Below are 23,487 nucleotides of genomic sequence, written 5' to 3' on the forward strand. Positions count from 1 at the left end.
TTTTTTTTAAAAACAATTTGCATCCCGTATCCAATACAGAAAATTTAAAAATTTTGTTGAAGGAGATGGATAAAGATGAGAGAAGAAATAAGAGTTTTAACTCCTGCGGGAATGCTGGGTTACGGTTTTCCCGTAAAATGGTTCAAAGAGGGTTTAAAACGAAATCCAGATGTTATTGCTATTGATTCAGGCTCTACCGATAGTGGTCCTCATAAATTGGGAACGGGAGCCATGACCTGTTCGAGAGAAGCGTATATTAAGGACATTTCTTTAATGCTGGAAGCTTGTTATGAGAGAAAAATACCGGTGTTCATCAGTTCAGCCGGTGGAGATGGTAGTGATCAGCATGTAGACGAATTTTTAGAAATCATTAAAGGCATAGCTAAAGAAAAAGGTTATCATTTTAAAATAGCGGCAATTTACAGCAATGTGGATAAATCATATCTAAAAAGCAAGCTGAAACAAGGAAAAGTAAGTCCATGTGGCCCGGTACCCGAATTAACGGAGGAAGAAATTGACAGAGCTACCACTATCGTTGCACAAATGGGTGTAGAGCCATATTTAAAAGTTTTAAGGGAACATAGGGATATAGATGTAATTGTTTCAGGGAGGACCTATGACCCTGTACCGATAGCTGCTCTTGGAATATTGGAAGGATTTGACCCGGGACTTTGCTGGCATATGGGTAAAATAATGGAATGTGGAGCGATATGTGCAGAACCAGCTGGAAAAAACATTTTTGGAATTTTAAGGAAGGATCATTTTATTGTGGAGCCTTTGAATCCTGCGGAAAGGTGCACGGTCGCCTCGGTGGCTGCTCATACATTATACGAAAAAACCCATCCCTTTCTCCTACCGGGGCCGGGAGGTATAACCGATCTTTCAAATACAAAATTTGAACAGATTGACGAAAGAAGTGTAAGGGTAACTGGAAGCAAATTTTTACCTTCAGAAAAATATACTTTAAAGCTTGAAGGAGCAAAGAAGGTAGGTTACAGGAGCATTTTCATTGCAGGGGTAAGAGATCCAATTGAAATAGAACGTATTGATGAAATAATTGAAAGGGTTACAAAAGACGTAGAAGAATATTTCAGCGAAATTCCCAAAGATAGTTATAAAATGATTTTCCATCTTTATGGCAAGAACGGAGTAATGGGGGAATTTGAACCGGTAAAAGATTTTAAACCTCTTGAACTTTGCGTAATACTTGAGGTAACGGCCCAAACTCAGGAATTGGCTACTGCTATTTGTTCACGAGCAAGAACCGAGATGCTTCATTCGCCTTATGAGGGCAGGATTGCTACTGCGGGCAATATAGCATTTCCCTTTACACCTTTAGAAATACCGCTGGGCGTTGTTTGTGAATTTAATGTTTACCACTTGTTGGAAGTCGAAGACCCCTTAGAAGTAATAAGGTTTAAGTATTTGGAGGTGTAAAAAATGAAAAAGGTTTATCTAAAGGATATAGCAAAAGTTCTAAGGAGTAAGAATTCCGGGCCTTTTGAAATGACACTGGATATCATTTTTAAAAGTAAAGAGGATTACGAGAAAATAAAAAAATTAGGGGTTATAAATGAAGATTTAATTTCTAAAATTTACGGTATTGATAAGGAAAAAATAATCACCTTCGTTTATTTTGATGCTGCCAATGCGATTAAAATAACAATACCGAGACTTAGACCTCAAGGTACAGTAGGAGAAACCGATATGCACGCAGCTCAGCAGCATGTTCCTTTGATGTTTGTAGAAATACCATGGGAATAAGAGGAGGTGGGATTAGAAACATATAACTAATACTATTAAATTGAGATTTGTGAAAGGAGGATTCAATATGAAAAAAATGCTGAAGAGAAATTATTACTTAAGTGCTTTATTGATTCTAATTTTGTTACTAACTGCAGGTTGTTCATCAAATAAATCTGCACAAAACAATCAAGTAAATTATCCTACAAAACCCTTTGAATTTGTGGCTCCCGCAGGACCGGGGGGCGGCTGGGATACTACCATAAGAACAGTAGCGAAAGTGCTTCAGGACACTAAATTAATTACCCAGCCCATGCCGGTGGTAAATAAACCCGGTGGTGGTGGCGCGGTTGGACTTGCCTACATGCAGGAGAAAAAAGGAGACCCGTATGAGGTAATAGTATTTTCACCACCTTTACTATTGATAAATCTTACCGGACAAACCCAATACTCTTACAAAAATTTAACACCTCTTGCTATGCTCATACACGATTACGGTGCTTTTGCAGTGCCGAAAAACTCGAAATTTAATAATATTAACGAGGTAATGGAAGCCCTAAAGAAGGATCCAAAAAGTGTAAAGATTGGCGGTGTTTCTTCACCTGGCAGTATGGATCACATACAGTTTTTAGCTGCTGCAAAAGCTGCAGGTGTTGAAAACTTGAAAGACATACAATATATTTCTTTCCAGGGCGGGGAACATCTTGCAGCCTTGATGGGTGGACATATTGACCTTTTATCTACAGGAATGGCAGAAGTAGTGGGGCCAATGCAGAGCGGTGATATAAAAGTGCTTGCAGTAACAGCACCCGAAAGAATAAAAGAAGGGCCTTTATCTCAGGTTCCCACTTTAAAAGAACAGGGAATTAATGCTGAATTCATAAACTGGAGAGGGCTTTTTGGTCCACCCGAAATGCCTGATTACGCAGTAAAATATTTAACGGATGCATTGTCAAAAATGGTAAATACCCCTGAATGGGATGAAATGGTTAAGAAATATGGATGGACAAAAGCATTTATGGGAAGCGAAGAATTCAAAGCGTTCTTAGAAAAGACAAATGAAAGCTATAAAGAAATATTGAAGGAAATTGATATGTACAAAGGACAGTAATAACTGCCTCGCTCCGCAGGTATACAGCCTGCGGAGCGGCTTTAAAAAAGGGGTGAGATAATAATGAAAAAGGACATGGTTACTGGGCTAAGTGCAATAATTTTAGGGCTTTTATACACATACAAAGCATTGAGCCTTCCCAAGGCATCCATAGGTAATCCAATGGCTCCATTATATTTTCCACTTAGCCTTGGTGTTTTAATGGTTTTAATGGGAGTAATAGGGATACTTACGGAAATGGGTAAAAAAATAAACCTAGAAGATAAAAAGGAAATAAAAGAGGAAAAAGATAAAAGCTACGTAAAACTTATAGCAGGGACAGTGATCGCTTCTATAATATATACTGTACTTTTTGATAAAATCGGGTTTATAATTTCTACCGTATTATTTCTAAGTTTTATTCTTTTTATGGTCAATGGAAAGGATAAGTGGATAACGAATATATTGGTATCAGTATTATTTTCGTTTTCGGTTTGGTATGTTTTTGAAAAATTGATCAATATAAGTTTACCGTAAGAGAGGTGCCCAAAATGGATATTTTACAGTACTTACTATATGGCTTTAAAGTTGCCATGACTCCTATTAATATCATCTGGCTTATTTTTGGTTCCATACTGGGGACGGTTCTCGGTATGCTTCCTGGTATCGGTCCTACCACAGGTATAGCTTTATTGCTTCCTCTTACCTTTACCATGAATCCTACTACGGCTTTGATTACCATGTGCGCTGTTTATTACGGTGCTATGTTCGGTGGGTCAAGGAGTGCAATATTGCTAAATATACCGGGAGATGGGGCAGCGGTAGCTTCTTGCTTTGATGGTTACCCTATGGCAAAGAACGGTCAGGCTGAAGCCGCGTTAGCAATTTCTGCAATAGCTTCCTTCATCGGTGGTATGCTTTCAACAATAGCCTTCGTGTTTCTGGCACTGCCGATAGCAAGATTTGCTTTGAAATTTGGGCCTCCTGAATATTTCGCTCTAATGATTTTTGCACTTGCGGCTACTGCTTCTATATCAAAGGATGAACTTGTAAAGGGATTCATATCTTTACTTCTGGGATTAATGATTTCCACTGTGGGAATTGATTTACAATCGGGTGTACAAAGGTTTACTTTCGGAATTCCGGAACTTCAGATGGGTATAGATTTTGTTGTAGTGATTATAGGTATATACGGAATGAGCGAGGTATTTATAAACTTTGAAAAAATTGCCAGACAGCATTCTTTTTCGGTTCAAACAAAGTTCAAAAGGATATGGATTACTTTGGAACAATGGAAAAGAAGTATACTGCCAATATTAAGAGAAACACCCGTAGGTTTTTTAATCGGTGTCCTTCCGGGAGCGGGCGGTACTATTGCTGCTATGATGGCATATAATAATGAAAAACAGCTGTCTAAGCAACCTGAAAAATTTGGTAAGGGTGCCATAGAAGGGCTTGCTGCGCCGGAAGCTGCAAATAACGCTTGTTCCGTAGGAGCCCTTATTCCTATGCTAACTCTTGGTGTTCCCGGGTCCGGAACGACAGCGGTCATGCTCGGCGCTTTGATGATATACGGACTTCAACCAGGACCGCTTCTTTTTCAGCAACATCCCGAAATAGGCTGGGGTGTAATTGCAAGCATGTTTTTGGGTAATGTAATATGTGCGATAATCAATATTCCTCTGGCTGGTTTACTTGTAAGGGTACTTTCTGTTCCTCCTAAAATTTTATATCCAGTTATAATTGGTATTTGTTTTATAGGTGTTTATGCAATAAACATGAGCATAATTGATTTTTATCTATTAATAATTTTTGGAATACTTGGTTACTTCATGAAAAAGTTGGATATTCCATCAGCACCTTTAATATTAGCTTGTATAGTTGGAGAAAAGATCGAACAATACTTTAGACAGTCTTTGATGTTGTCAAACGGAAGTTTAAGTATTTTTTTCCGTTCGGGAATTTCTGTAACGCTTTTATTACTTGCCTTTATTTCAATAGTGTATCCTTTCATATCTGACTATGTAAAAACAAAAAAACAAAGTCCAAAAGTTATATAAATTTGATAGCCCACCTTTTACATTGGTGGGTTTTATTATTTATTTGCTTTTATTCTTGGATTTATAGAATACTTTAAAAAATCTATGCATATTTTCAAATTAAAAAATATATATTTATGTGTGAAATAAAATATTTAAGTAAAATTTAAAAAATTTACAATTGTAATGCAGGAAAATTCCATAAAATGGAGAATACTTATATGAACCCTGCGCCTGAAAAAAATTTATATAAAGGAGGTGTGGCTGGCGTCAGGGGAACCTGGCGGCCGGCGGTGGTCATGAGGAAGATACTTATGATATCACCGGAAAAATGCACTGGCTGCAGGACCTGCGAGCTTGCCTGTTCTTTTGTCAAAACGGATGTATTTAACCCGAAAGTATCACGAATTACCGTATTTGCCTTCGATGAAGCGGCAGTTTCGGTACCAATGACTTGCATGCAGTGCGATACGCCCTACTGCATGAAGGTATGTCCGACCTCGGCTATTTCTAAAACGGAAGATGGTGTGGTAAAGGTTAACGGCGAAAAGTGTATAGGTTGCAAACTCTGCATAGCAGCATGCCCTCTGGGAAATATCACCTTAAGCACCGTAGAAGGTAAGATAGTAAAATGCGATCTCTGCGGCGGAGAACCCAAATGTGCGGAATTTTGTCCGACCGGTGCAATAGAATTTAAGGAAGTTTCCCCAAATGTTTTAGAAAGGAAGAAAGCAATAGCCAGGAAATTTAAAGAACTTTTAGGGGAGGCGAAGGAATAATGTTCGGTTGGACTGGAAAAATTATCAGGGTAAATCTCAGTGAGGGCAGCATAAAGGTAGAAAACCTAAGGATGAAAGATGCATATGAATATCTCGGCGGGAGGGGTCTTGGGGTTAAAATACTCTCTGATGAGGTTGACCCGAAAGTTGACCCTTTAAGCCCTGAGAATAAATTGATTTTTATGACCGGTCCCCTTACCGGTACTCTGGCACCTTGCTCGGGAAGATATGAAGTGGTAGCAAAGGCTCCACTTACGGGAACGGTGGGAGGTGCCAATTCGGGTGGACATTTTGGACCGGAATTAAAATTTGCCGGATATGACGGCATAATATTTGAAGGCAAAGCTGAAAAACCCGTTTACCTGTGGATAAACGATGACAAAATAGAGCTGAGATCTGCCGAACATTTGTGGGGGAAAAATGTGTTTGATACCACCGATGAGCTTTTAAAGGAGACCTCAGAGGATGCAAGGGTGGCATGCATTGGTCCCGGTGGAGAAAAAATGGTGCTTTTTGCTACTGTTATGAACGATAAGCACAGGGCTGCGGGACGTTCGGGCATGGGAGCGGTTATGGGCTCCAAGAATTTAAAGGCGGTTGTTGTAAGAGGAACGGGCTCAATAAAAGTAAAGGACCCGGATACCTTTATGAATGCAGTAAAAGAAGCCTATAAAAAATTGAAGGAACAACCAGTAACCAGTGCGGGGCTTCCCACCTACGGTACGGCAATTCTTATAAATATCCTGAACCAGGTAGGATCTCTTCCGACGAGAAACTGGAGGGATGGCGGATATTTCGAATATGCCGAAGAAATAAGCGGCGAAGCTCTCAGGGAAAAATATCTTGTTAAAAATAAAGCCTGCTTTGGATGTCCTATTGCTTGCGGCAGGGTTACAAGGATTCCGGAAGGAAAATTTAAGGGATTTGGCGAAGGACCGGAATACGAAGCTGCCTGGGCTTTAGGGGCGGATTGCGGTGTAAGGGATTTAGCGGCGGTAAGCAAAGCAAACTTTATTTGCAATGAACTGGGGATTGACCCGATAACCATGGGCGCTACCATTGCCTGCGTAATGGAGATGTATGAAAAAGGGATCATTTCCAAAGAAGAAATAGGCTTTGAGGCTCCCTTCGGAAGCGCCGATGCTCTTGTGGAATTGACCAGAATGGCAGGTTTACGGGAAGGTTTTGGCGATAAGCTGGCTTTGGGGTCCTACCGGTTGGCTGACTTTTACGGACATCCCGAACTTTCCATGTCGGTCAAGAAGCAGGAAATGCCCGCCTATGACGGTAGGGGAGTACAGGGTATGGGCCTGGAATACGCCACATCAAACCGCGGTGGGTGCCATGTAAGGGGTTATATGACCTCGGTAGAGGTTTTAGGAATCCCCATAAAACTTGATCCTCTTGTAACTACGGATAAAGCCAAGTGGCTTAAGGCTTTTCAGGATGCAACCGCGGTTGTGGATTCTTCCAATATTTGTCTTTTCACCACCTTTGCCCTAGGTGTTCCCGATATAAATGCAATGATGAAAGGCGCCGCGGGCTGGGATTATACCGATGAAGATGTTTTGAAAATTGGAGAAAGGATCTGGAATTTAGAAAGATTATTTAACTTAAATGCCGGAATTACGAAAGATGATGATACATTACCGCCAAGACTTTTAACGGAGCCTTTAAAAGAAGGCCCGGCAAAGGGCAAGGTGGTAGAGCTGGACACAATGTTAAAGGAGTACTACGAAGTAAGAGGATGGGATGAAGAAGGGATACCCACAGAAGAGAAATTAAAGGAGCTCGGGATAAAGTAATTTTAAAAAAGGTTTAATATTGCCGCGGGCCCCGTAGAAGGGGCCTACGGTATACTTAGAAGGGGAATTTTTATGAAAGTGAAATTTTTTGCCCATTACAGGGAATATACCGGAGCAAAAGAAATTGATATAAAAAACTGTAAAACGATAGGGGAACTGTTAAAAAAACTATCGGAAATCTACGGAGAAAAACTTTCAAAGGAATTTTTTGATGGAGAAAGTTTAAGCAGCAGGGTAATAGTGCTTGTAAACGGTAGAAATATAGTTCACCTGCAAAATCTAAATACTCCGTTAAATGATGATGACGAAATAAGCCTTTTTCCGGTCGTCGCCGGCGGCCTGTAAAACGGCTTTTTATTTTTGAGGAAGGTGAGCTTATGATTGAATCCATACTGAAGAGGTATCCGAAAGAAAAACGGTTTCTTCTTGCAATACTCCAGGATATTCAAAGGACTTACAACTATTTACCGCGAGAAGCCTTAAACGAAGTCCGGGAGTATCTCGATATTCCTTTAAGCAGCCTTTACAGCATGGCTACTTTTTACAGGGCATTAAGCCTGAAACCCAAAGGGAAATACGTTATAAGGATATGCGACGGTACCGCCTGCCATATAAGGGGCTCCATGAATCTTTTGGAGGAAATTAAAAGGGAGCTCTCCCTTTCGCCGGGGGAAATAACTCCGGACGGTAAATTTTCTTTGGAGACGGTTAACTGCCTCGGCTCCTGCGCGATAGCTCCCGTTATGATGATAAACGAAAGGGTTTACGGCAACCTTAAGCCGGATATGTTAAGGGAAATTTTTAGCAGCTACGGGGGTGAGGAAAATGGCCGAGGATAATATGCACAATAAAAAAATGGTACTGATATGCTGCGGTACGGGCTGTTTGGCTAACAACAGTTTTGAAATATATAGAGAGCTTAAAAAAAGGGTAGAAGCTACCGGTAAAGATATATCGGTTAAGCCGGTGCTTAAAACAACGGGTTGTAATGGCCTTTGTGAAAAAGGGCCGGTAATTACAATTCTGCCGGAGGATATTTTTTACTCCAAGGTTAAGGTTTCGGATGTCGATGAAATTTTCGAAAAGACCCTCTTAAAAGGTGAGATAATTGAAAGGCTTCTATATCTGGATATAAAAACGGGGAAAAAGGTCAAATCCCATAAGGAAAGCGAGTTTTTTAAAAGGCAAAAAAAGATTGCCCTGCGAAATATTGGTCAGATAGACCCGGCCGATATAGAGGATTATATTCAAAGGGGAGGCTACAGGGCACTTAAAAAGGCTTTGTTTGAAATGTCGCCCGATGAGATAATTAATGAAATAGAAAAATCGGGTTTAAGGGGAAGGGGAGGTGCGGGATTTCCCACCGGTTACAAGTGGAAGCAGGCAAAGAAAATAAACAGTTTTCCGAAATACGTGATATGTAACGGCGATGAGGGAGACCCCGGGGCTTTTATGGACAGGAGCGTTATGGAAGGAGATCCGCACAGCATCATAGAGGGGATGATAATAGGTGCCTATGCCGTAGGGGCCCAAAAAGGTTTCGTCTATATAAGGGATGAGTACGCCCTTGCGGTAAAGAACGTTTCAAGGGCAATAAAGGATGCCTATGAAAGGGGATTCTTAGGCGAGAATATTTTGGGCAGCGGTTTTAACCTGGATATAGAAATAGTCAGGGGCGGAGGGGCTTTTGTGTGCGGAGAATCCACAGCCCTTATGGCTTCAATAGAGGGAAGGGTGGGAGAACCGAGGGTAAAATACATAAGGTCTACCGAAAAAGGATTATGGGGACAGCCTACGGTTTTAAACAATGTGGAGACATGGGCAAACGTACCTGTCATTATTGAACGGGGAGCGGAGTGGTTTTCCTCCATAGGCACCGAAAAAAGCAAGGGTACAAAAGTTTTTTCACTGGTAGGCAAGGTAAACAATACGGGGCTTATAGAAGTACCCATGGGGGTTACCCTGAGGGAAATCATTTTCGATATCGGCGGAGGCATCCCCGGCGGAAAAAAATTTAAGGCTGTACAGACGGGAGGGCCTTCGGGAGGATGCATACCCGAATCCCTTCTGGATTTACCCATTGATTTCGATTCCCTCGATAAGGCAGGATCCATGATGGGCTCTGGCGGTATGATAGTAATGGATGAGAGCACCTGCATGGTGGAGGTGGCAAGATATTATCTGAAATTCCTTTCGGAAGAATCCTGCGGAAAGTGCACTCCCTGCCGGGAAGGAATAAGGCGGATGCTGGAAATACTGGAGGATATATGCGCCGGTAAAGGAAGGGAAGAAGATATCGAGCTTTTACTGGAACTTGCGGAAACGGTAAGGGAAGCTTCTTTGTGCGGGCTTGGGAAAACCGCCCCTAATCCGGTTATTACTACAATTAAATACTTCAAAGATGAATACCTGGCTCATATAAAAGGAAAGAGATGTCCTGCAGGGGTATGCAAGGAGCTTACCTCTTACAGGATAAATCAGGAGCTCTGCAGAAGGTGCGGAGTGTGTGTAAAAAAATGCCCTGCCGGTGCTATTTTTTCAAAACCCAAAAGCCCCTATGTAATAGACAACGACAAATGCATAGTCTGCGGAGCCTGCAGGGAAGCCTGCAGATTTAATGCAGTAGAAATTTTGGGGAGGCGGGAAGGATGAAAATAAAGATTGACGGCAAAGAGTGCGAAGCAGATCACGGTGAATATATACTCGATGTTGCTAAAAGAAACGGCATACACATACCCACATTGTGCCATACGGACGCCCTGCCGGGACAGGGAAGCTGCAGGCTCTGCATTGTAGAGGTGATTGAAGGGGGTAAAAATAAGGTAGTTGTGTCCTGCCTTTACCCCGTTACCAGTGAAATAGAAGTTGTAACAAATTCGGACAAAATAAGAAGGCTGAGGAAAAACATAATTAGGCTTCTTGCGGCAAGGGCACCGGAAAGCGAACGGATAAAAAAGCTTAAGGAAGAATACGGAGTCTATGAAGAAAAAAGGTTTGAGATAGATAAAGGAGAAAAGTGCGTACTTTGCGGACTTTGCGTGAGGGCATGCGAGGCAATGGGCGTTTATGCCATTTCATCGGTGGAGAGGGGCATAAAAAAGAGGATATCTCCTCCCTTTGAAGAACCTCCCGTAGACTGTATAGGATGCAGTGCGTGTGCCGTGGTTTGTCCTACGGGGGCGATAGCTTTAACGGAATTTGAGGGCAAAAGGATTATTTGGGATAAAACCTTTGAGCTTGTAAAATGCAGCGTTTGCGAAAACTATTTTGCGACCCGCGAACAGTATGAATTTTTAAAGCAAAAATACGGCTTAGAGGCAGGAGAGCTTCTTTGTGACAAATGCCGGAAAAAGTTTACTGCTCAAAAATTGGTTTTCTAAAATTTTACCGCCCTGTTGGAAATTTCGGGGCGGTTTTTAAAAATATGTTGATAAATTTTACGAAATAGTGATAAAATTTTAGTAGATTCTCACCTTTTCCGGTATAAATCGTTAATTAGCTCCGTTATATCTAAGATGTACTCTCCTCGCCCGGGCCAATCTATTTTAATATAGGGCGAATTCAGTGCGGCTATGTGAGAATTTTTTTCCGAGTAAATTTTTAAAGATAGTTCCTCCACGAATCTACCGGGATCTAAAAAAATATTTGTGTTCACCTTCAGGTAAATTTTATCTTCGGGATCTAAAAAAAGTATTTTAAACGGTTTTGCCGGTTCTGCTTCAAAAGTCTCCGCATAGTTTTTAAAATCGTAAACTTTTTTTCTTCCTATGGCAGCAATTCTCTTTCCTCCAAGAACACAGCCGGAAAACTTGAAAATATCGCTGGATGAGGTTTCTTTTATTTCGGAATTATTAATAAGTATTATATTATGAAACTCATAAAAATCCGAAATGAATGTAGTCCTGTTGGTAAAAAACTCAACGCCTATTTCCATTTTATTTTACCCCTCCTCAAGTTAACGGTATATCTTATATTATTCAAAATATAGTAAATAGGTTACTTATTTTATTAAAGGAGGAGACTATGAATCCAAAAAAGCTTGGGGACTTTAAACAGCTAATTATGAAAATAAATAACAAAGTAAATGAGGAAATGTACGGCAGGGGGCTGGACTGGCAGAAGGTAGAAATCTTTGGAGATAAAATAGTGATAATAGCCTGCAATAAAAGAATTTCCGTTTTAAAACACTTAGATGAAAAGGAATATTTTGTCACCAGGTTGATGGATTTAGCGCTACTCTCCGAATTTAAACTGAGGTTCAAACAAAAGTTTGAAGAAGATACCGGACTTAAAATAAAAAGCCTCCTGAAAGATTACGATCCGGAACAGGAATATGCTGGCACTATTATAATTACCGCAATGCCCGTGGAAGAATTTTTGGAGAAATCTTCGTAGTGAAAATAAATACTATTGACAAAATAATATATTCACTGTATATTTTTATATAGACAAGCTTATACTACTAAAATGACTGGATAAGAGAGATCCCCTGTGAGGGATAGCTCGAGGCCGTCAGATAAATGCTGCAGGGTGTAAGATTTTCTTACATACCCTTTTGCGGTATTTATTTGACGGCCTTTTAAATTTTTTAAAAGGAGGAATAAATTTTGAAAATTAAGGAAATTGTCAGCGCTTTAAACGAAATAACGGGAGGAAGGGTAGTTGCGGACCTGTCGGATATCACCCTGGGTAAAAACCCTTTTGTGGTAATGAAATCTTCAAATATACCGGGCAAGGAGGTTATTGAAATCCCGGGACTGGTGTTTGGCGATCCGGAAAAAGAAGTTAAAAAGGTTGCTATTACCATGACCCTCACCGAGCAGTCCATCGAGCTTGCCGGGGCTACGGGCGTGGACCTGATAGTTGCTCATCATCCAGTAGCGGATGCGGCGAATTCGGGAGGAGTTACCCTGAAAAACTACCTCGGATTATACGGAATATCGGTAATAGAATTGCACGAAGCTTTTCACGGCCTGCACCCGGGAATATCTTACATTCACGGTCACAGGGCGTATAAGGTGGATATAAGTTACGGAGGGATACCGGGGAATATAATGTATGTGGGTAAAGTCTTGGAAGGCATCAATACGTTGAAGGATATAATAGAAAGAATAAATTCCTTTATGGATATTAAAAGAGAATTTCTGTCTTTAGAGAATGAAAAGAGCGTATACGGCGAAAAGGATATGGTCAATTCGGCCACCGGAGCGCTGGCAGAGGTTTTTTTGGGAGAACCGGATTCTAAAGTGGAATACATTTTACATATATTCCCCCATACCGGCTTCGAACCGGTGCACCTCTTAAAAGCCAAGTCGGAATATCCCGAGATAGATACGGTGATATGTTCCATAAGCAGGGTAAAAAGGGAAAGCCCGCTTGTAAAAAAGGCGGAGGAACTGGGACTAAATTTCATATGCGGGAATTCCCATGCGTACGAGATCTTCGAAAATGGCCTCCCCCTCGCGCTCGCTTTAAAATCCTACGTGAAGGACGATATCGAGATACGCATTTTCAGAGAAAAGGTGTATTCATTTCCCGTAAGTTCCTTCGGTTCGGACAGAATAAAGGAATATGCAGATTATATTAGCCAGAATTATCTAATAAAAAATCCATGCGGGAGGTGATGGGAAAACAAAAAAGGGAATTTACCTTTAGTTTCTATTAAAAATTATTAAGGAGGGGTATTATGGCGGTTAAGGAAAAGGAAGTAATAAGTACCAGAAAAATGGAAAGGATTGAATATGTAGGGCTTACTGTCCTGGGGTTATCTCTTGCCGTGCTTTTTTTCAGGCCCGGAGTAATAGGCGGAATTTTCGATGCCATGGTTAACAAAACCGTCCCCGTTATAGTAAAGGTGTATTTAACGGGGACCCTTGGATGCGCTATAATCCTGAGTGTTATGACCGGAAGGATTCTTGAAAGACTCGGATTCACTGATGCTCTTGTAAGATTATATGTACCTTTGGCTCGATGGATTAAAATAACACCCCTTGTAATAGTTCCCGCAATTTACAATATCCTGGGAGATATAAATGCCGCGGGCAGAATAACAGCACCCTATTTAAAAAAGGTAGGAGCAACAAAAGACGAGCAAAAAATTGCAGTAGCCACCATGTGTCAGGGGAATCAGTCCTTTTCCACTTTGATGCTGGGCATTTTAGCCTTTGCTACCGGCGGCATCTGGGCTTTTCCTGTAATATTTATAGGGCTTTTTTTGCCGGTTATACTCGTTCCTCTATTATTAAAGGTCACCCTTTACAGAAACGTCAGCTTTAAAGATATTTCCGATATGCCCCGGTTTACCCCCAGCACGCCTATTGTCCCCACTATCTTTAACGGTGCCCGGGAAGGCGCGGAACTTTTGTTCCTGCTTTTAATACCGGCAGCAGCGGTAATTTTTGCAATAATGGGGGCCTTGGAGTATATCGGCATTTGGAAGCCCATAGAAAATGCTTTGACAGGATTTCTCGGAGCTCTTTCCATTGATCCTCAGACGGGAATACAGTCCATACTGGTTTCTCCAACCCTTGCCATGAACACCCTTGTTCAGACCATAAAAAATATACCTCCCCGTTTTGCCATAGGTTCCTTTATCCTTGCAGCTTCGGGCTTTCCTCTTCAAATACCCTTGGCGCAGATTCCGGCAGTTTGGTCGCAGAATTCCGATTTGACCGCCCAGGAAGCCTTAGAAGCAGCGGTTGTTGGAATTATTATAAGGATAATTTCAGCTTTTGTACTGGCAATGATTATCACGCCTCTGGTGGTGTAACCGATGGAATATTTTATATCGATGCCGAAACACGGTTTGACGATTAGAGAAGGAACCTTTATTAAGTGGGTTTACGCCCATTGGAATAATTGAAATAGATAAATAAAAAAAGAGGCAGGAAGATTTCCTGCCTCTTGCTTTTGCATATATATTAAGTTATTTTAAAATTTTATTGAAAAATTTTCTTAATTTTGTAATAATCTAATTATAAACAAAGATAATTTAAATTAAAAAAAGGGGTATTTTATATGATTTATATTGTAACTGATAGTGCGGCGGACCTTCCACCGGAGATTATAAAGGAGCACAATATTCATGTAGTGCCTCTTACGGTGAAAATTGACGGAGTAGAATACAGAGAGGGAATTGACCTTTCCCCAATTGAATTTCAGCAAAAGATGTTAAGTTCCCGGCAGCTTCCGGTAACATCTCAGCCCTCACCCTATAACTTTTTTAATGTATTTCAGGAACTATCGGAAAAAGGACAGGTGCTTTGCCTTACGCTCTCTTCAAAGCTAAGCGGTACTTTCCAATCAGCCTGTGTAGCAAAAAACATGCTGGGGGAAAAGGTAAAGGTTTATGATACCCTGGCAGGTTCTCTCGGCCAGGGAATTCAGGTGATAAAAGCAGCTAAATGGGCAGCTGAAGGACTGAGCATTGATGAGATTATAAAAAGGTTGGATGCGGTAAGAAGGGAAATGAATATACTAATTCTTTTGGATACCCTGGAGAACATAGTAAAGGGTGGAAGGTTGAGCAAATTTCAGGGCTCCCTGGCAAAGGTGCTTGATATCAAAGTAATTTTACACGCGGTGGAAGGTGCGGTAGAGGTTCTGGAGAAGGTAAGAGGTAAAAAGAGATTTCTTATGAGGGCGGTAGAAGTTATATCGGAAAGGGGCAAAGACTTTTCGGAAAAAATCTTTGGAATCACTCATTTAGATAATGAAGAAGACGTGAATTTCCTAAAAGAGGTAATAGAGGAAAGATTTAACCCCAAAGAGGTTATAGTAGGACCTATGGGCTCCACCATGGGAACCTATGCGGGTAAGGGCGGTATCATCATTTCCTTCGGATAAAAATTATCCCTTGGTAATTTATGACAAGTTAGAACATTTTTTTTCAAAATCAATAAAAAAATTGTCAATAAGAAAAATATAAAAATAAGTAAAAAAATTTCAAAAACATATTGAAAAAAATATTTGTGTTTGATATATTAATGCATGGTAGCTTAAAAATAAAAGAGCCTCAGCAAAGTGGGGGGATAGGGGAATGCTGAGGCTTCGGAAAGGGAGGTTTCGAAGAACTCCCTTATTTGCACAATTTTTAAAATATTAATTCTTCTAAAAATAATTTTAATATACTTGTCCAGCAATGTCAATAGAAATTTTATTGTTTAGATAATTTATAACCCGGTGAAAAACTCAGTATTTTCACGGGTTTTTTATTTTCTTTGATTAATATTATAAACCTAAATTCTTACGAATTTGTTAATTTTTTTTGAAAATATTGTTATAAAATGATAAAGTTACCTTATTCGAGATTTCTTATTTAAGATTTATTAATTATAAAACAGCTAATTCTTCATTCTTTAAATCCGTTATAAACATATGTCCGGGGGAATGAGTAATCATAATTTCCGGTTTTGAATTTAATGCTACAGCCTGCGGTGTAACGCCGCATGCCCAGAAAACTGGCACTTCATTTTCCTTAATCTCAACGGGGTCCCCAAAATCGGGCTTTTCAATATCTTTGATTCCAATTTTCTTAGGGTCGCCTATATGAACGGGTGCGCCGTGCACTGAAGGGAATCTTGATGTTACCTGAACGGCGCGGATTACCAATTTTTCCGGTATTGGTCTCATGCTTACTACCATTTTTCCCGAAAAAACACCGGCAGGAACGGTGTCAATGTTTGTAATATACATAGGGACATTTTTGTTTTCTTCTATGTGCCTTACGGGTATACCGTTTTCTAACAAAGCCTTTTCAAAGGTAAAACTGCATCCTATTAAAAAGGAGACAAAGTCGTTCCGCCATATATCCTTTATATCCGTTACTTCATCGATCAGATTCCCTTCTTTATAAATCCTGTATTTTGGGATATCGGTTCTTATATCTGCATCCTTTGCTATATTGGGGACCGGATTTCCTGCATCTAACACATCCAGTAAAGGACAGGGTTTAGGGTTTCTGAAGGAAAATAGCAGAAAATCATAGGCATATTTTTTCGGAAGTATTACCAGATTTGCCTGAACAAAACCAAGGGCCATACCGCATGTCGGCCCCTGCCACTTACCTTCTCTAATTAATTTTCTTGCTTCATAAGAATTTAAATTATTCATACAAAATATCACCTCTTGTCTATATATCTCGTTATAATACCTCCACTATAGAAAAATACTTTTTATCTTTTATCTTTATATTGTAGTAATTTAACAAAACCGCTGTTTCTTTTATAATCCTTATCCTTTCCTCCCTTTCCGTAAAAATATTGTAGGCCTCTTCAATAGTTACCGCTTTAAATTTTACCCTGTCGCCGGGTTTTAACTGAGAAAGCATATCTAAATCAGTAGAAATACAGGTGGCGATTTTTACGTATCCTCCCGTTGTCTGAGCATCCTTGTGCATGACAATCGGTTTTCCATTTGCGGGTATTTGAATAGCACCCGGAACGAGTCCATCGGTTATTATATCATGTTTTTTTGCTTTAATTTCCGGACCTTCCAAACGAAATCCCATTCTATCCGAATCCTTGCTTATTGTGTATTCGGAGCTCAAAAATTTATCAATCATTCCCTTTTCAAAATAGTCGTCCTGAGGTCCCAAAATAACCCTTACTTCTAAAAAAGAGAAGTATTTAGGGATAAATTCGTCCCTTACTTTTACGAATTTACATTTTGTATTAGTTTCCTTTGCCTTTAAGATATCGTCTTTTAAAAGTCTTCTACCCATGTAGCCCCCAATGTTTCCCCTTGTATATGTGGAGTAGCTTCCCATCTTAAAGTCCCCTTCAAATCCCCCTTTAACCGCAAGGTAGGCACGGCATCCGGACTTTAATTGCCCAAAAGATACTATATCACCTTTCCTTACCGGAATTACGGACCAGCCGTGCACCAAATTGCCGTTTAAATAGACGGGGATTTCTGCCCCTGTTACTGAAATACACGTATCATTAAGGGCTTCTAATTGAGGACCTAACATTGTGATTTCAAGAGTGGGGGTATTTTCGGGATTTCCCAATAAAATATTAGAAATCCTGAAGGCAAATTCATCCATTGCACCGGAAGTGGGGACCCCCTGGTGCTCAAAACCGAACCTTCCCAAATCCTGTATAGTTGTAAACAAGCCGGGGCTTATCACCCTGAAAACATCCAATTTTTAACTACCTCCCAAAAATCAATTGGTGTAATCGTACATATTTACCTTAAATTTACCTTGATTTACTTCTTCTTTGATTTTAAAGAATTCCTCTTTGGTTATTCTTACAAATTTCAAATAATTGCCCGCCTCCAAAAGTATCGGTTTCTCGCTTTTTGGGTCGTAAATTTTTACCGGTGTCTGTCCTATCAGCCTCCAACCGCCAGGGCTTTCAATGGGGTATATGCCCGTCTGTTTATCCGCAATACCCACCGACCCTGCTGGTATTTTTTCCCTGGGCCTTTCCAAGCGGGGGGTAGCAATTTTTTCGGACATTCCGCCAAGATACGCAAAGCCCATTGTAAATCCCAGCATGTATATGCGGTACAGGGGTTTTGTGTGTATTTCTATTACCTCTTCAGGGGTCAATTTATTATAGGATGCTACGAATTCCAAGTCGGGACCAAACTCATCTCCGTAAACCACCGGGATTTCTATAACCTTTGCGTTTTTATATGAAGCTTTGTCGATAGAAGAAAGTATATTCTTTATTTTTGCGGTAATTTCTGTATATGGGATTATAAGCGGTTCGTATTTAATCAAAAGAGACCGATAAGTTGGTATAAGGGATATTATTCCTTTAATTTTTTCTTCTTTTAAAAAGCTGTAAAGGGCCATTACCCTGTCATTGCATTCTTCGGATATTTCGTTTCCGAATTCAACGAGAACAGCTTTGTCTCCTTCGGGCAAAATTTTTGGTTTTTCGTACATCTTTTATCTCTCCCGATTAGAATAAATTTTTCATTGGTTGAATTTCAATGCCGTTTTCCTCAAACAGTTTATTCAGCTTAGACGCAAAATCAACGGCTTTGGGGTTATCACCGTGGATGCATATGGTTTTTGCTTTTACATCTACCTCACTGCCGTCTACAGCTACTACCTTTCCTTCTTTTACCATTTTTAAAATCCTTCGGCAGGCTTCATCTTCGTCGTGGATTACTGCATTTGCGGCGCTCCTTGGTACAAGGGTGCCGTCGGGATTATAATTCCTGTCAGCAAAGAACTCTATGGCGTATTTAATGCCTTTTTTATTGGATTGGTATTCAAGCTCAGAATTGCCCAATCCTACGCAGATTAAATCCTCGTCCACCAATCCTATTGTTTCCACAATTGCTTCTGCAAGTTTTGCATTCTTCATGGCCATGTTATAAAGGGCACCGTGGGCTTTTACGTGTTGAAGCTTTAATCCTTGAGCCTCTGCAAAAGCCTTTAATGCGCCAATTTGATATATAAGGTAGTTTTTGACCTCTTCGGGTGAAACATCCATATTCCTCCTGCCGAAACCTAAAAGGTCTGGAAAACCCGGATGGGCTCCTACTGCTACGTTGTTTTCTTTGCAGTAATTTACCGTCTTTGCCATTACATTTGGGTCTCCTGCATGGAAGCCGCAGGCGATATTAGCGGAAGATATGTATTTTACTATTTCTTCATCCCTTCCTATCTTATAGGCTCCGAAGCTTTCACCTATGTCACTGTTCAGGTCGATTTTGAAAAGCATTTTTAAACCTCCCCATAAGGAATTTTAACTTTATTATATTGCAAAATTTATACCCGTAAATCTATTAATTCTAAATGAATTTGTTTAATATTTGTAACGGCGGAATTCTTTTTAACAAATATTTTTATTATAATTATTTTATACCGTTGCTATTTTAAGATATTTGCAAACCATGTGCGATATTGCACGTATTGTATATTTTAAGATAATTGGAGGAATTATTATGGTTAAATCATTTTTATTTATGTCCTTCTTCTTCATTTATACAATTTTAATAGTTTATTCCACTCGCAGCGGTTTTTACGATACCTATAATGTGGAAGATTTTTTTCTTGCGGGTAAAAAATTAAATACCTTTTACAGTACGGGTACCTTTATTGCAACTTGGTTTTCGGCAGCTTCCATACTGGGATTGGGTAGCTATCTTTATATTTACGGCATATCGGCGGTCTTTTACAGCATCCTGCCGTGGTTTTTCGGAGCCGTTTTACTGTATTTTCTGTCCGAAACTATAAGAAAAAGTAATATTCACACCTTTCCTGAATTTTTTCAGGAAAAATATAATTCCCAGCTTTTACAAATAAGTTCGTCCATTATAATGATTATTTCATATATATTTTATATTACCATGCAGATAAAAGGTTTCGGTATGGTTATGAGTATGCTCCTTGATATTCCGTACACCCTTTCCCTTTTACTTGTATATCTTTATATTTTTTATACTACCTTCGGCGGCCTTTTTTCCGTCGTTAAATCTGATGCATTAAACGCTTCTGTAATATTTGTATCTTTTTTAATCTTTGCCGTTTATGTTGTGATGTTAAACAAAGGTTTGACCAATTTATATATAAACGCTATAAATGTGGATACACCGCCTTTATTAACCTGGAATATATCCACCCCCAAGGGAGGGTTGCTTGATCCTTTTTGTAAAGGGCTCAGGCCGCCCTTATACCTTTTATCTTCGTTTTTCGGATGGGGTTTAGGGCTTGCTGCCAATCCCCAGTACATAATAAGGATTATTTCGGCAAAAAGCGATAAAACAGCAAAGAATATGATAGTTTATTCTTTAATCATACTTTCCCTGATTTACTTTTTTGTAATTTTCGGGTCCATAGGTTTACGGGTTCTAATACCTATTTTTATTGACAGTTCAAACAAAAACATAGATGATATAGTGCCGCTCTTGTTTAATCGTATTGCACCATCGTGGATAACCGGGGTATTTTTAATTGGCATTATTGCGGCATCGGTGTCCACCGCAAACTCCGAATTACTGCTGATATCCACCAGTTTCTGGAATGATCTCTTAAAAAGGTTTTATAAAAATCTTGACGATGAAGATAAAATCCTGAATATAAACCGAACTTTAATAGGGATTGCTGGAACTGTATCAATGATACTTTCCTTAAATCCGCCGAAAAACCTTATAGAATACGGAGGAAATATATGGGGAATTTTTTCTTCATCGATATTTGTACCGCTTTATGCCACCATGTTTATTAAAAAACCTAAAAAGATAAGTGCCGAAATATCTTTTTTCTCAGGACTTATTACATATATGCTGTTTTTTATACTTCAAAACAGGACAAATATTTCTTTTATAAAGTTGATTCACCCGGGAATGCCCGGTTTTATAGTATCTCTTTTAGGATTTATTGCAGGGGAGCTGAAAAAACATGAGGAGCATTGAGTCGAGGATACTCATACCTTTTTTGATAATAATAATAATTTCTTTAGCAATTCTTGGATTTACCTCCTACTACGGGTCGTATAAGATTTTTAAAAGTTTATTATATTATCTCCCCGACTATAATGAAAGCCTTTATACGGGTTTTGTTGCTTCAAAGCTGCTGGAACTTCAAAAGTACACAATACTTGTTGCTATAATATCTATAATCGTAGCATCCCAGCTTACCTTTTTCTTTACCTACGGTATAGTAAGACCCATAAAGAAGCTGTCCATTGCATGCGAGCGGGTGGCAAAGGGCGATTTTGAGGTAAAGGTGGAGTATAAAAGCGAGGATGAAATAGGTACTTTAAAGGATGCCTTCAATACTATGGTAGCAAAAATAAAAGAATACATAGAGAATATAGAGAAAATAAACAGGCTTACTCTGGTGGGGGAAATGTCCGCATCTCTTGCCCATGAAATAAGAAATCCCCTTCAGGGCATAAAATCCTGCCTTCAGGTAATGGAGACGGACCTTAAAGAAAGCAAACTTTCAAAAGAACTTTTTCCTTTGGTATATAACGAAATAAACCGCATAGACAGGATAATTTCGGATCTGTTAAGCTACGGAAGGCCTTCAGATCCATATTTTGAATGGATAGCTTTGGATAAGGTTTTGGATGAAATTTTACCCTTTGTGGATTCCATGATAAAAAAGAAAGGTTTGAACCTTAAAATTGATGTGGAAAAAGGTCTTGAGATTTATGTTGATTCTTCTCATTTTAAGCAGATTATTATTAACGTAATATCCAATGCAGTGAAAGCCTGCAGGCAGAAGGATTCTATTTTCATAAAGGCACTAAGAAAGGAAGATGAAGTTATAATCGAGATAAAAGATACCGGAATAGGAATCTCAAAGGAAAACCTTTCAAAAATTTTTAATCCCTTCTTTACCGCTTTTGGTGAAGGTACGGGGTTGGGGCTATGCGTGGTTCAGGCTCTGGTAAATCAAAATCACGGTAAATTAAAAGTAGAAAGTGAAGAAAACAAGGGTACATCAGTATATATATCATTTCCTTGTGCGATATCGCACGATATGAGCGGAAACTAACAAAAATATAATAATATATTTTTTTATTAAAGCCCTATTATTGCTAAAACGGGCTTTTTTATTTTTTGGAATGATATTTGCAAATTTATAAATTTAAAACACTATATTATTCGGGAGGTGAAAAAGGCTAATTTATCCCTTTGGGAAATCCCTAAAAAACATTAATAAAAAAAAGGGAGGTAAATGGAGTGGAAAAGAAGACATTATGGGAAAGGTTAAAAAACATCGGACCCGGAGCGATAGTGGTTGCTGCATTTATAGGACCGGGAACCGTTACCACATGCACCCTTGCAGGCGTAACCTACAAGTATACCCTTTTGTGGGCAATGCTTTTTGCTACCATAGCGACAATAATTCTCCAGGAAATGTCTGCAAGAATAGGTATAGTATCCAATAGAGGTCTAGGAGATGCCATAAGGGAGGCTTTTGCCGAAAATCCGGGAGTAAAATACCTTGTTATTGCTCTGGTTATTGCCGCTTTAGGTATCGGCAACTCCGCTTTCCAGAGCGGGAATATCAGCGGTGCATCGATGGGCCTTGAAGTTATTTTGGGTGGCACCAGGAAAATGTGGGTTGCTATAATTGCGGTGGTTGCAAGCCTTCTTTTGTGGACGGGAAGTTACAGGCTTATTGAGAAGGTTTTGATCGGACTTGTAATTTTAATGAGCGTTGTTTTCGTGATCACTTCAATCGTTATCTCCCCCAATTGGTCGGAGGTAATGGCGGGGCTTTTCATACCGAAAATACCGGCGGGTGCCCTTGTCGTTACCTTGGGTCTTATAGGTACGACGGTTGTACCTTATAACCTTTATCTGCACTCGTCAGCTGCTGCTGAAAGATGGGGCAAAGAAAAGGATAAAAAAGAAGCCATTTCGGATTCAAGGTTAGACTCAATACTTTCAATAGGTTTGGGTGGAATCATATCAATAGCAATCATAATCACCTCCGCATCTATGTTCGGTCAGGGCGTTACCATAAAATCCGCTGCCGATATGGCACGCCAATTGGAACCCTTACTTGGACCATGGGCAAAATGGTTCTTTGCTTTGGGATTGTTCGGTGCGGGCATTTCCTCGGCTATTACCGCACCAATGGCAGCGGCTTTTGCTATTACTGGAGTGTTGGGCCTCGGAAGGGACCTCAAAAATTCTACATTTAGATTAATATGGTTAATCGTAATGCTCGTAGGTGCCTGTGTGGCATTCATGGGAGCAAATCCGGTACAGATAATAGTTTTTGCTCAAGCAATAAACGGTGTACTACTTCCCATTTCCGCGGTACTACTGCTGGTGGTTATGAACAAAAAGAATATAATGAACGAATATGTAAACAACGCCACATCAAATATTTTGGGGTATTTTATAGTTGTATTTACAATAATTTTAGGTATAAGGATGATACTCAAGGCATTGAAGATAATATAATTTTTTCATTTAAGGCAGGTCGGGAAAAAAGACCTGCTTTTTTTATTTTAGGAGAATATTTATAATAAAGTAGTATAGAGATTATTTTTAGCAAGAAAATAAAATAACACTAAAAAGGAATATCCACTAAAAAAGTAAAT

The 23,487-nt window shown here is 39.6% G+C and carries 23 protein-coding genes; 18 read left to right on the forward strand and 5 right to left on the reverse strand.

Annotated features, from left to right (window positions below; translation table 11 throughout):
• Positions 1–75 precede the first annotated feature (75 nt).
• The 11 genes from ACPLOV_RS08890 to ACPLOV_RS08940 all read left to right on the forward strand — a co-directional run bounded on the left by ACPLOV_RS08890 (position 76) and on the right by ACPLOV_RS08940 (position 10,836).
• Positions 76–1,437 (forward strand): acyclic terpene utilization AtuA family protein, encoded by a 1,362-nt coding sequence (locus tag ACPLOV_RS08890; RefSeq protein WP_424909419.1) that lies wholly within the window; start codon positions 76–78, stop codon positions 1,435–1,437.
• 3 nt (positions 1,438–1,440) lie between these two features.
• Positions 1,441–1,764 carry a DUF4387 domain-containing protein gene (locus ACPLOV_RS08895; protein WP_424909418.1) on the forward strand — a complete coding sequence of 108 codons (324 nt, stop codon included), beginning with the start codon at positions 1,441–1,443 and terminating at the stop codon, positions 1,762–1,764.
• A gap of 67 nt (positions 1,765–1,831) precedes the next feature.
• Entirely contained in the window at positions 1,832–2,854 is a 1,023-nt protein-coding gene (locus ACPLOV_RS08900) for a tripartite tricarboxylate transporter substrate binding protein (RefSeq protein ID WP_424909417.1), read from the forward strand.
• Between the two features lie 63 nt (positions 2,855–2,917).
• Entirely contained in the window at positions 2,918–3,370 is a 453-nt protein-coding gene (locus tag ACPLOV_RS08905) for a tripartite tricarboxylate transporter TctB family protein (protein WP_424909416.1), read from the forward strand.
• 14 nt (positions 3,371–3,384) lie between these two features.
• Positions 3,385–4,893: a tripartite tricarboxylate transporter permease gene (locus tag ACPLOV_RS08910; protein ID WP_424909415.1), complete on the forward strand. Its 1,509-nt coding sequence runs from the start codon at positions 3,385–3,387 to the stop codon at positions 4,891–4,893.
• Positions 4,894–5,132: 239 nt separating this feature from the next.
• Positions 5,133–5,651, forward strand: coding sequence for a 4Fe-4S dicluster domain-containing protein (locus ACPLOV_RS08915; protein ID WP_424909414.1), 519 nt, complete (start codon positions 5,133–5,135; stop codon positions 5,649–5,651).
• Positions 5,651–7,456 carry an aldehyde ferredoxin oxidoreductase family protein gene (locus tag ACPLOV_RS08920; RefSeq protein ID WP_424909413.1) on the forward strand — a complete coding sequence of 602 codons (1,806 nt, stop codon included), beginning with the start codon at positions 5,651–5,653 and terminating at the stop codon, positions 7,454–7,456. The genes ACPLOV_RS08915 and ACPLOV_RS08920 overlap by 1 nt, the downstream gene beginning before the upstream one ends.
• Before the next feature lie 72 nt (positions 7,457–7,528).
• Positions 7,529–7,801 carry a ubiquitin-like small modifier protein 1 gene (locus ACPLOV_RS08925; protein ID WP_424909412.1) on the forward strand — a complete coding sequence of 91 codons (273 nt, stop codon included), beginning with the start codon at positions 7,529–7,531 and terminating at the stop codon, positions 7,799–7,801.
• Positions 7,802–7,833: 32 nt separating this feature from the next.
• Complete coding sequence (gene nuoE, locus ACPLOV_RS08930) at positions 7,834–8,295, forward strand: NADH-quinone oxidoreductase subunit NuoE (RefSeq protein ID WP_424911046.1); 462 nt, start codon at positions 7,834–7,836, stop codon at positions 8,293–8,295.
• Entirely contained in the window at positions 8,282–10,108 is a 1,827-nt protein-coding gene (nuoF, locus tag ACPLOV_RS08935; RefSeq protein ID WP_424911047.1) for an NADH-quinone oxidoreductase subunit NuoF, read from the forward strand. Before nuoE ends, nuoF begins: the two co-directional genes overlap by 14 nt.
• A complete protein-coding gene (locus ACPLOV_RS08940) occupies positions 10,105–10,836 on the forward strand; it encodes a 2Fe-2S iron-sulfur cluster-binding protein (RefSeq protein WP_424911048.1) in 732 nt (243 codons plus the stop codon). The genes nuoF and ACPLOV_RS08940 overlap by 4 nt, the downstream gene beginning before the upstream one ends.
• 89 nt (positions 10,837–10,925) lie before the next feature.
• Here ACPLOV_RS08940 and ACPLOV_RS08945 read toward each other — a convergent pair whose 3' ends face one another.
• Positions 10,926–11,390 (reverse strand): hypothetical protein, encoded by a 465-nt coding sequence (locus tag ACPLOV_RS08945; RefSeq protein WP_424908964.1) that lies wholly within the window; start codon positions 11,388–11,390, stop codon positions 10,926–10,928.
• An 89-nt stretch (positions 11,391–11,479) separates the two neighbouring features.
• On the opposite strand from ACPLOV_RS08945, the gene ACPLOV_RS08950 reads away from it, so the two are divergent.
• The 4 genes from ACPLOV_RS08950 to ACPLOV_RS08965 all read left to right on the forward strand — a co-directional run bounded on the left by ACPLOV_RS08950 (position 11,480) and on the right by ACPLOV_RS08965 (position 15,301).
• On the forward strand, positions 11,480–11,851 hold the full coding sequence (locus ACPLOV_RS08950; RefSeq protein ID WP_424908965.1) for a DUF2294 domain-containing protein: 372 nt from the start codon (positions 11,480–11,482) through the stop codon (positions 11,849–11,851).
• A gap of 212 nt (positions 11,852–12,063) precedes the next feature.
• On the forward strand, positions 12,064–13,080 hold the full coding sequence (locus ACPLOV_RS08955) for a Nif3-like dinuclear metal center hexameric protein (protein WP_424911049.1): 1,017 nt from the start codon (positions 12,064–12,066) through the stop codon (positions 13,078–13,080).
• A gap of 62 nt (positions 13,081–13,142) precedes the next feature.
• A complete protein-coding gene (locus ACPLOV_RS08960; RefSeq protein WP_424908967.1) occupies positions 13,143–14,225 on the forward strand; it encodes a hypothetical protein in 1,083 nt (360 codons plus the stop codon).
• A 248-nt stretch (positions 14,226–14,473) separates the two neighbouring features.
• Positions 14,474–15,301 carry a DegV family protein gene (locus ACPLOV_RS08965; protein ID WP_424911050.1) on the forward strand — a complete coding sequence of 276 codons (828 nt, stop codon included), beginning with the start codon at positions 14,474–14,476 and terminating at the stop codon, positions 15,299–15,301.
• A 486-nt stretch (positions 15,302–15,787) separates the two neighbouring features.
• Here the strand turns inward: ACPLOV_RS08965 and ACPLOV_RS08970 are convergent, their stop codons facing one another.
• Genes ACPLOV_RS08970 through ACPLOV_RS08985 form a run of 4 tightly spaced genes read right to left on the reverse strand, consistent with a single transcriptional unit; the run spans position 15,788 to position 19,140 of the window.
• Positions 15,788–16,567, reverse strand: coding sequence for a putative hydro-lyase (locus ACPLOV_RS08970; RefSeq protein ID WP_424911051.1), 780 nt, complete (start codon positions 16,565–16,567; stop codon positions 15,788–15,790).
• Positions 16,568–16,598: 31 nt separating this feature from the next.
• Positions 16,599–17,600 carry a biotin-dependent carboxyltransferase family protein gene (locus tag ACPLOV_RS08975; protein WP_424911052.1) on the reverse strand — a complete coding sequence of 334 codons (1,002 nt, stop codon included), beginning with the start codon at positions 17,598–17,600 and terminating at the stop codon, positions 16,599–16,601.
• 21 nt (positions 17,601–17,621) lie between these two features.
• The gene (gene pxpB / locus ACPLOV_RS08980) at positions 17,622–18,353 is read right to left on the reverse strand and encodes a 5-oxoprolinase subunit PxpB (protein WP_424908971.1); all 732 of its coding nucleotides are present in this window, start codon (positions 18,351–18,353) and stop codon (positions 17,622–17,624) included.
• Between the two features lie 16 nt (positions 18,354–18,369).
• On the reverse strand, positions 18,370–19,140 hold the full coding sequence (locus ACPLOV_RS08985; protein ID WP_424908972.1) for a LamB/YcsF family protein: 771 nt from the start codon (positions 19,138–19,140) through the stop codon (positions 18,370–18,372).
• Between the two features lie 223 nt (positions 19,141–19,363).
• Here ACPLOV_RS08985 and ACPLOV_RS08990 point away from each other — a divergent pair, with 223 nt between their 5' ends.
• The 3 genes from ACPLOV_RS08990 to ACPLOV_RS09000 all read left to right on the forward strand — a co-directional run bounded on the left by ACPLOV_RS08990 (position 19,364) and on the right by ACPLOV_RS09000 (position 23,347).
• The gene (locus tag ACPLOV_RS08990; protein ID WP_424908973.1) at positions 19,364–20,833 is read left to right on the forward strand and encodes a sodium:solute symporter family protein; all 1,470 of its coding nucleotides are present in this window, start codon (positions 19,364–19,366) and stop codon (positions 20,831–20,833) included.
• Positions 20,820–21,923 (forward strand): sensor histidine kinase, encoded by a 1,104-nt coding sequence (locus ACPLOV_RS08995; RefSeq protein ID WP_424908974.1) that lies wholly within the window; start codon positions 20,820–20,822, stop codon positions 21,921–21,923. Before ACPLOV_RS08990 ends, ACPLOV_RS08995 begins: the two co-directional genes overlap by 14 nt.
• Before the next feature lie 188 nt (positions 21,924–22,111).
• Positions 22,112–23,347, forward strand: coding sequence for an Nramp family divalent metal transporter (locus ACPLOV_RS09000; RefSeq protein ID WP_424908975.1), 1,236 nt, complete (start codon positions 22,112–22,114; stop codon positions 23,345–23,347).
• Positions 23,348–23,487: the final 140 nt, after the last annotated feature.

This window comes from Thermovenabulum sp. (assembly GCF_049723235.1).
In the GTDB taxonomy this organism is placed as follows: domain Bacteria; phylum Bacillota; class Thermosediminibacteria; order Thermosediminibacterales; family Thermosediminibacteraceae; genus Thermovenabulum.

Coding starts and splice junctions, on each gene's coding strand:
- ACPLOV_RS08965 (WP_424911050.1), top strand. CDS start 14,474: ATGATTTATATTGTAACTGATAGTGCGGCGGACCTTCCACCGGAGATT.
- ACPLOV_RS08945 (WP_424908964.1), bottom strand. CDS start 11,390: ATGGAAATAGGCGTTGAGTTTTTTACCAACAGGACTACATTCATTTCG.
- ACPLOV_RS08890 (WP_424909419.1), top strand. CDS start 76: ATGAGAGAAGAAATAAGAGTTTTAACTCCTGCGGGAATGCTGGGTTAC.
- ACPLOV_RS08950 (WP_424908965.1), top strand. CDS start 11,480: ATGAATCCAAAAAAGCTTGGGGACTTTAAACAGCTAATTATGAAAATA.
- ACPLOV_RS08960 (WP_424908967.1), top strand. CDS start 13,143: ATGGCGGTTAAGGAAAAGGAAGTAATAAGTACCAGAAAAATGGAAAGG.
- nuoF (WP_424911047.1), top strand. CDS start 8,282: ATGGCCGAGGATAATATGCACAATAAAAAAATGGTACTGATATGCTGC.
- ACPLOV_RS08920 (WP_424909413.1), top strand. CDS start 5,651: ATGTTCGGTTGGACTGGAAAAATTATCAGGGTAAATCTCAGTGAGGGC.
- nuoE (WP_424911046.1), top strand. CDS start 7,834: ATGATTGAATCCATACTGAAGAGGTATCCGAAAGAAAAACGGTTTCTT.
- pxpB (WP_424908971.1), bottom strand. CDS start 18,353: ATGTACGAAAAACCAAAAATTTTGCCCGAAGGAGACAAAGCTGTTCTC.
- ACPLOV_RS08905 (WP_424909416.1), top strand. CDS start 2,918: ATGAAAAAGGACATGGTTACTGGGCTAAGTGCAATAATTTTAGGGCTT.
- ACPLOV_RS08925 (WP_424909412.1), top strand. CDS start 7,529: ATGAAAGTGAAATTTTTTGCCCATTACAGGGAATATACCGGAGCAAAA.
- ACPLOV_RS08995 (WP_424908974.1), top strand. CDS start 20,820: ATGAGGAGCATTGAGTCGAGGATACTCATACCTTTTTTGATAATAATA.
- ACPLOV_RS08940 (WP_424911048.1), top strand. CDS start 10,105: ATGAAAATAAAGATTGACGGCAAAGAGTGCGAAGCAGATCACGGTGAA.
- ACPLOV_RS08910 (WP_424909415.1), top strand. CDS start 3,385: ATGGATATTTTACAGTACTTACTATATGGCTTTAAAGTTGCCATGACT.
- ACPLOV_RS08985 (WP_424908972.1), bottom strand. CDS start 19,140: ATGCTTTTCAAAATCGACCTGAACAGTGACATAGGTGAAAGCTTCGGA.
- ACPLOV_RS08900 (WP_424909417.1), top strand. CDS start 1,832: ATGAAAAAAATGCTGAAGAGAAATTATTACTTAAGTGCTTTATTGATT.
- ACPLOV_RS08970 (WP_424911051.1), bottom strand. CDS start 16,567: ATGAATAATTTAAATTCTTATGAAGCAAGAAAATTAATTAGAGAAGGT.
- ACPLOV_RS08990 (WP_424908973.1), top strand. CDS start 19,364: ATGGTTAAATCATTTTTATTTATGTCCTTCTTCTTCATTTATACAATT.
- ACPLOV_RS08895 (WP_424909418.1), top strand. CDS start 1,441: ATGAAAAAGGTTTATCTAAAGGATATAGCAAAAGTTCTAAGGAGTAAG.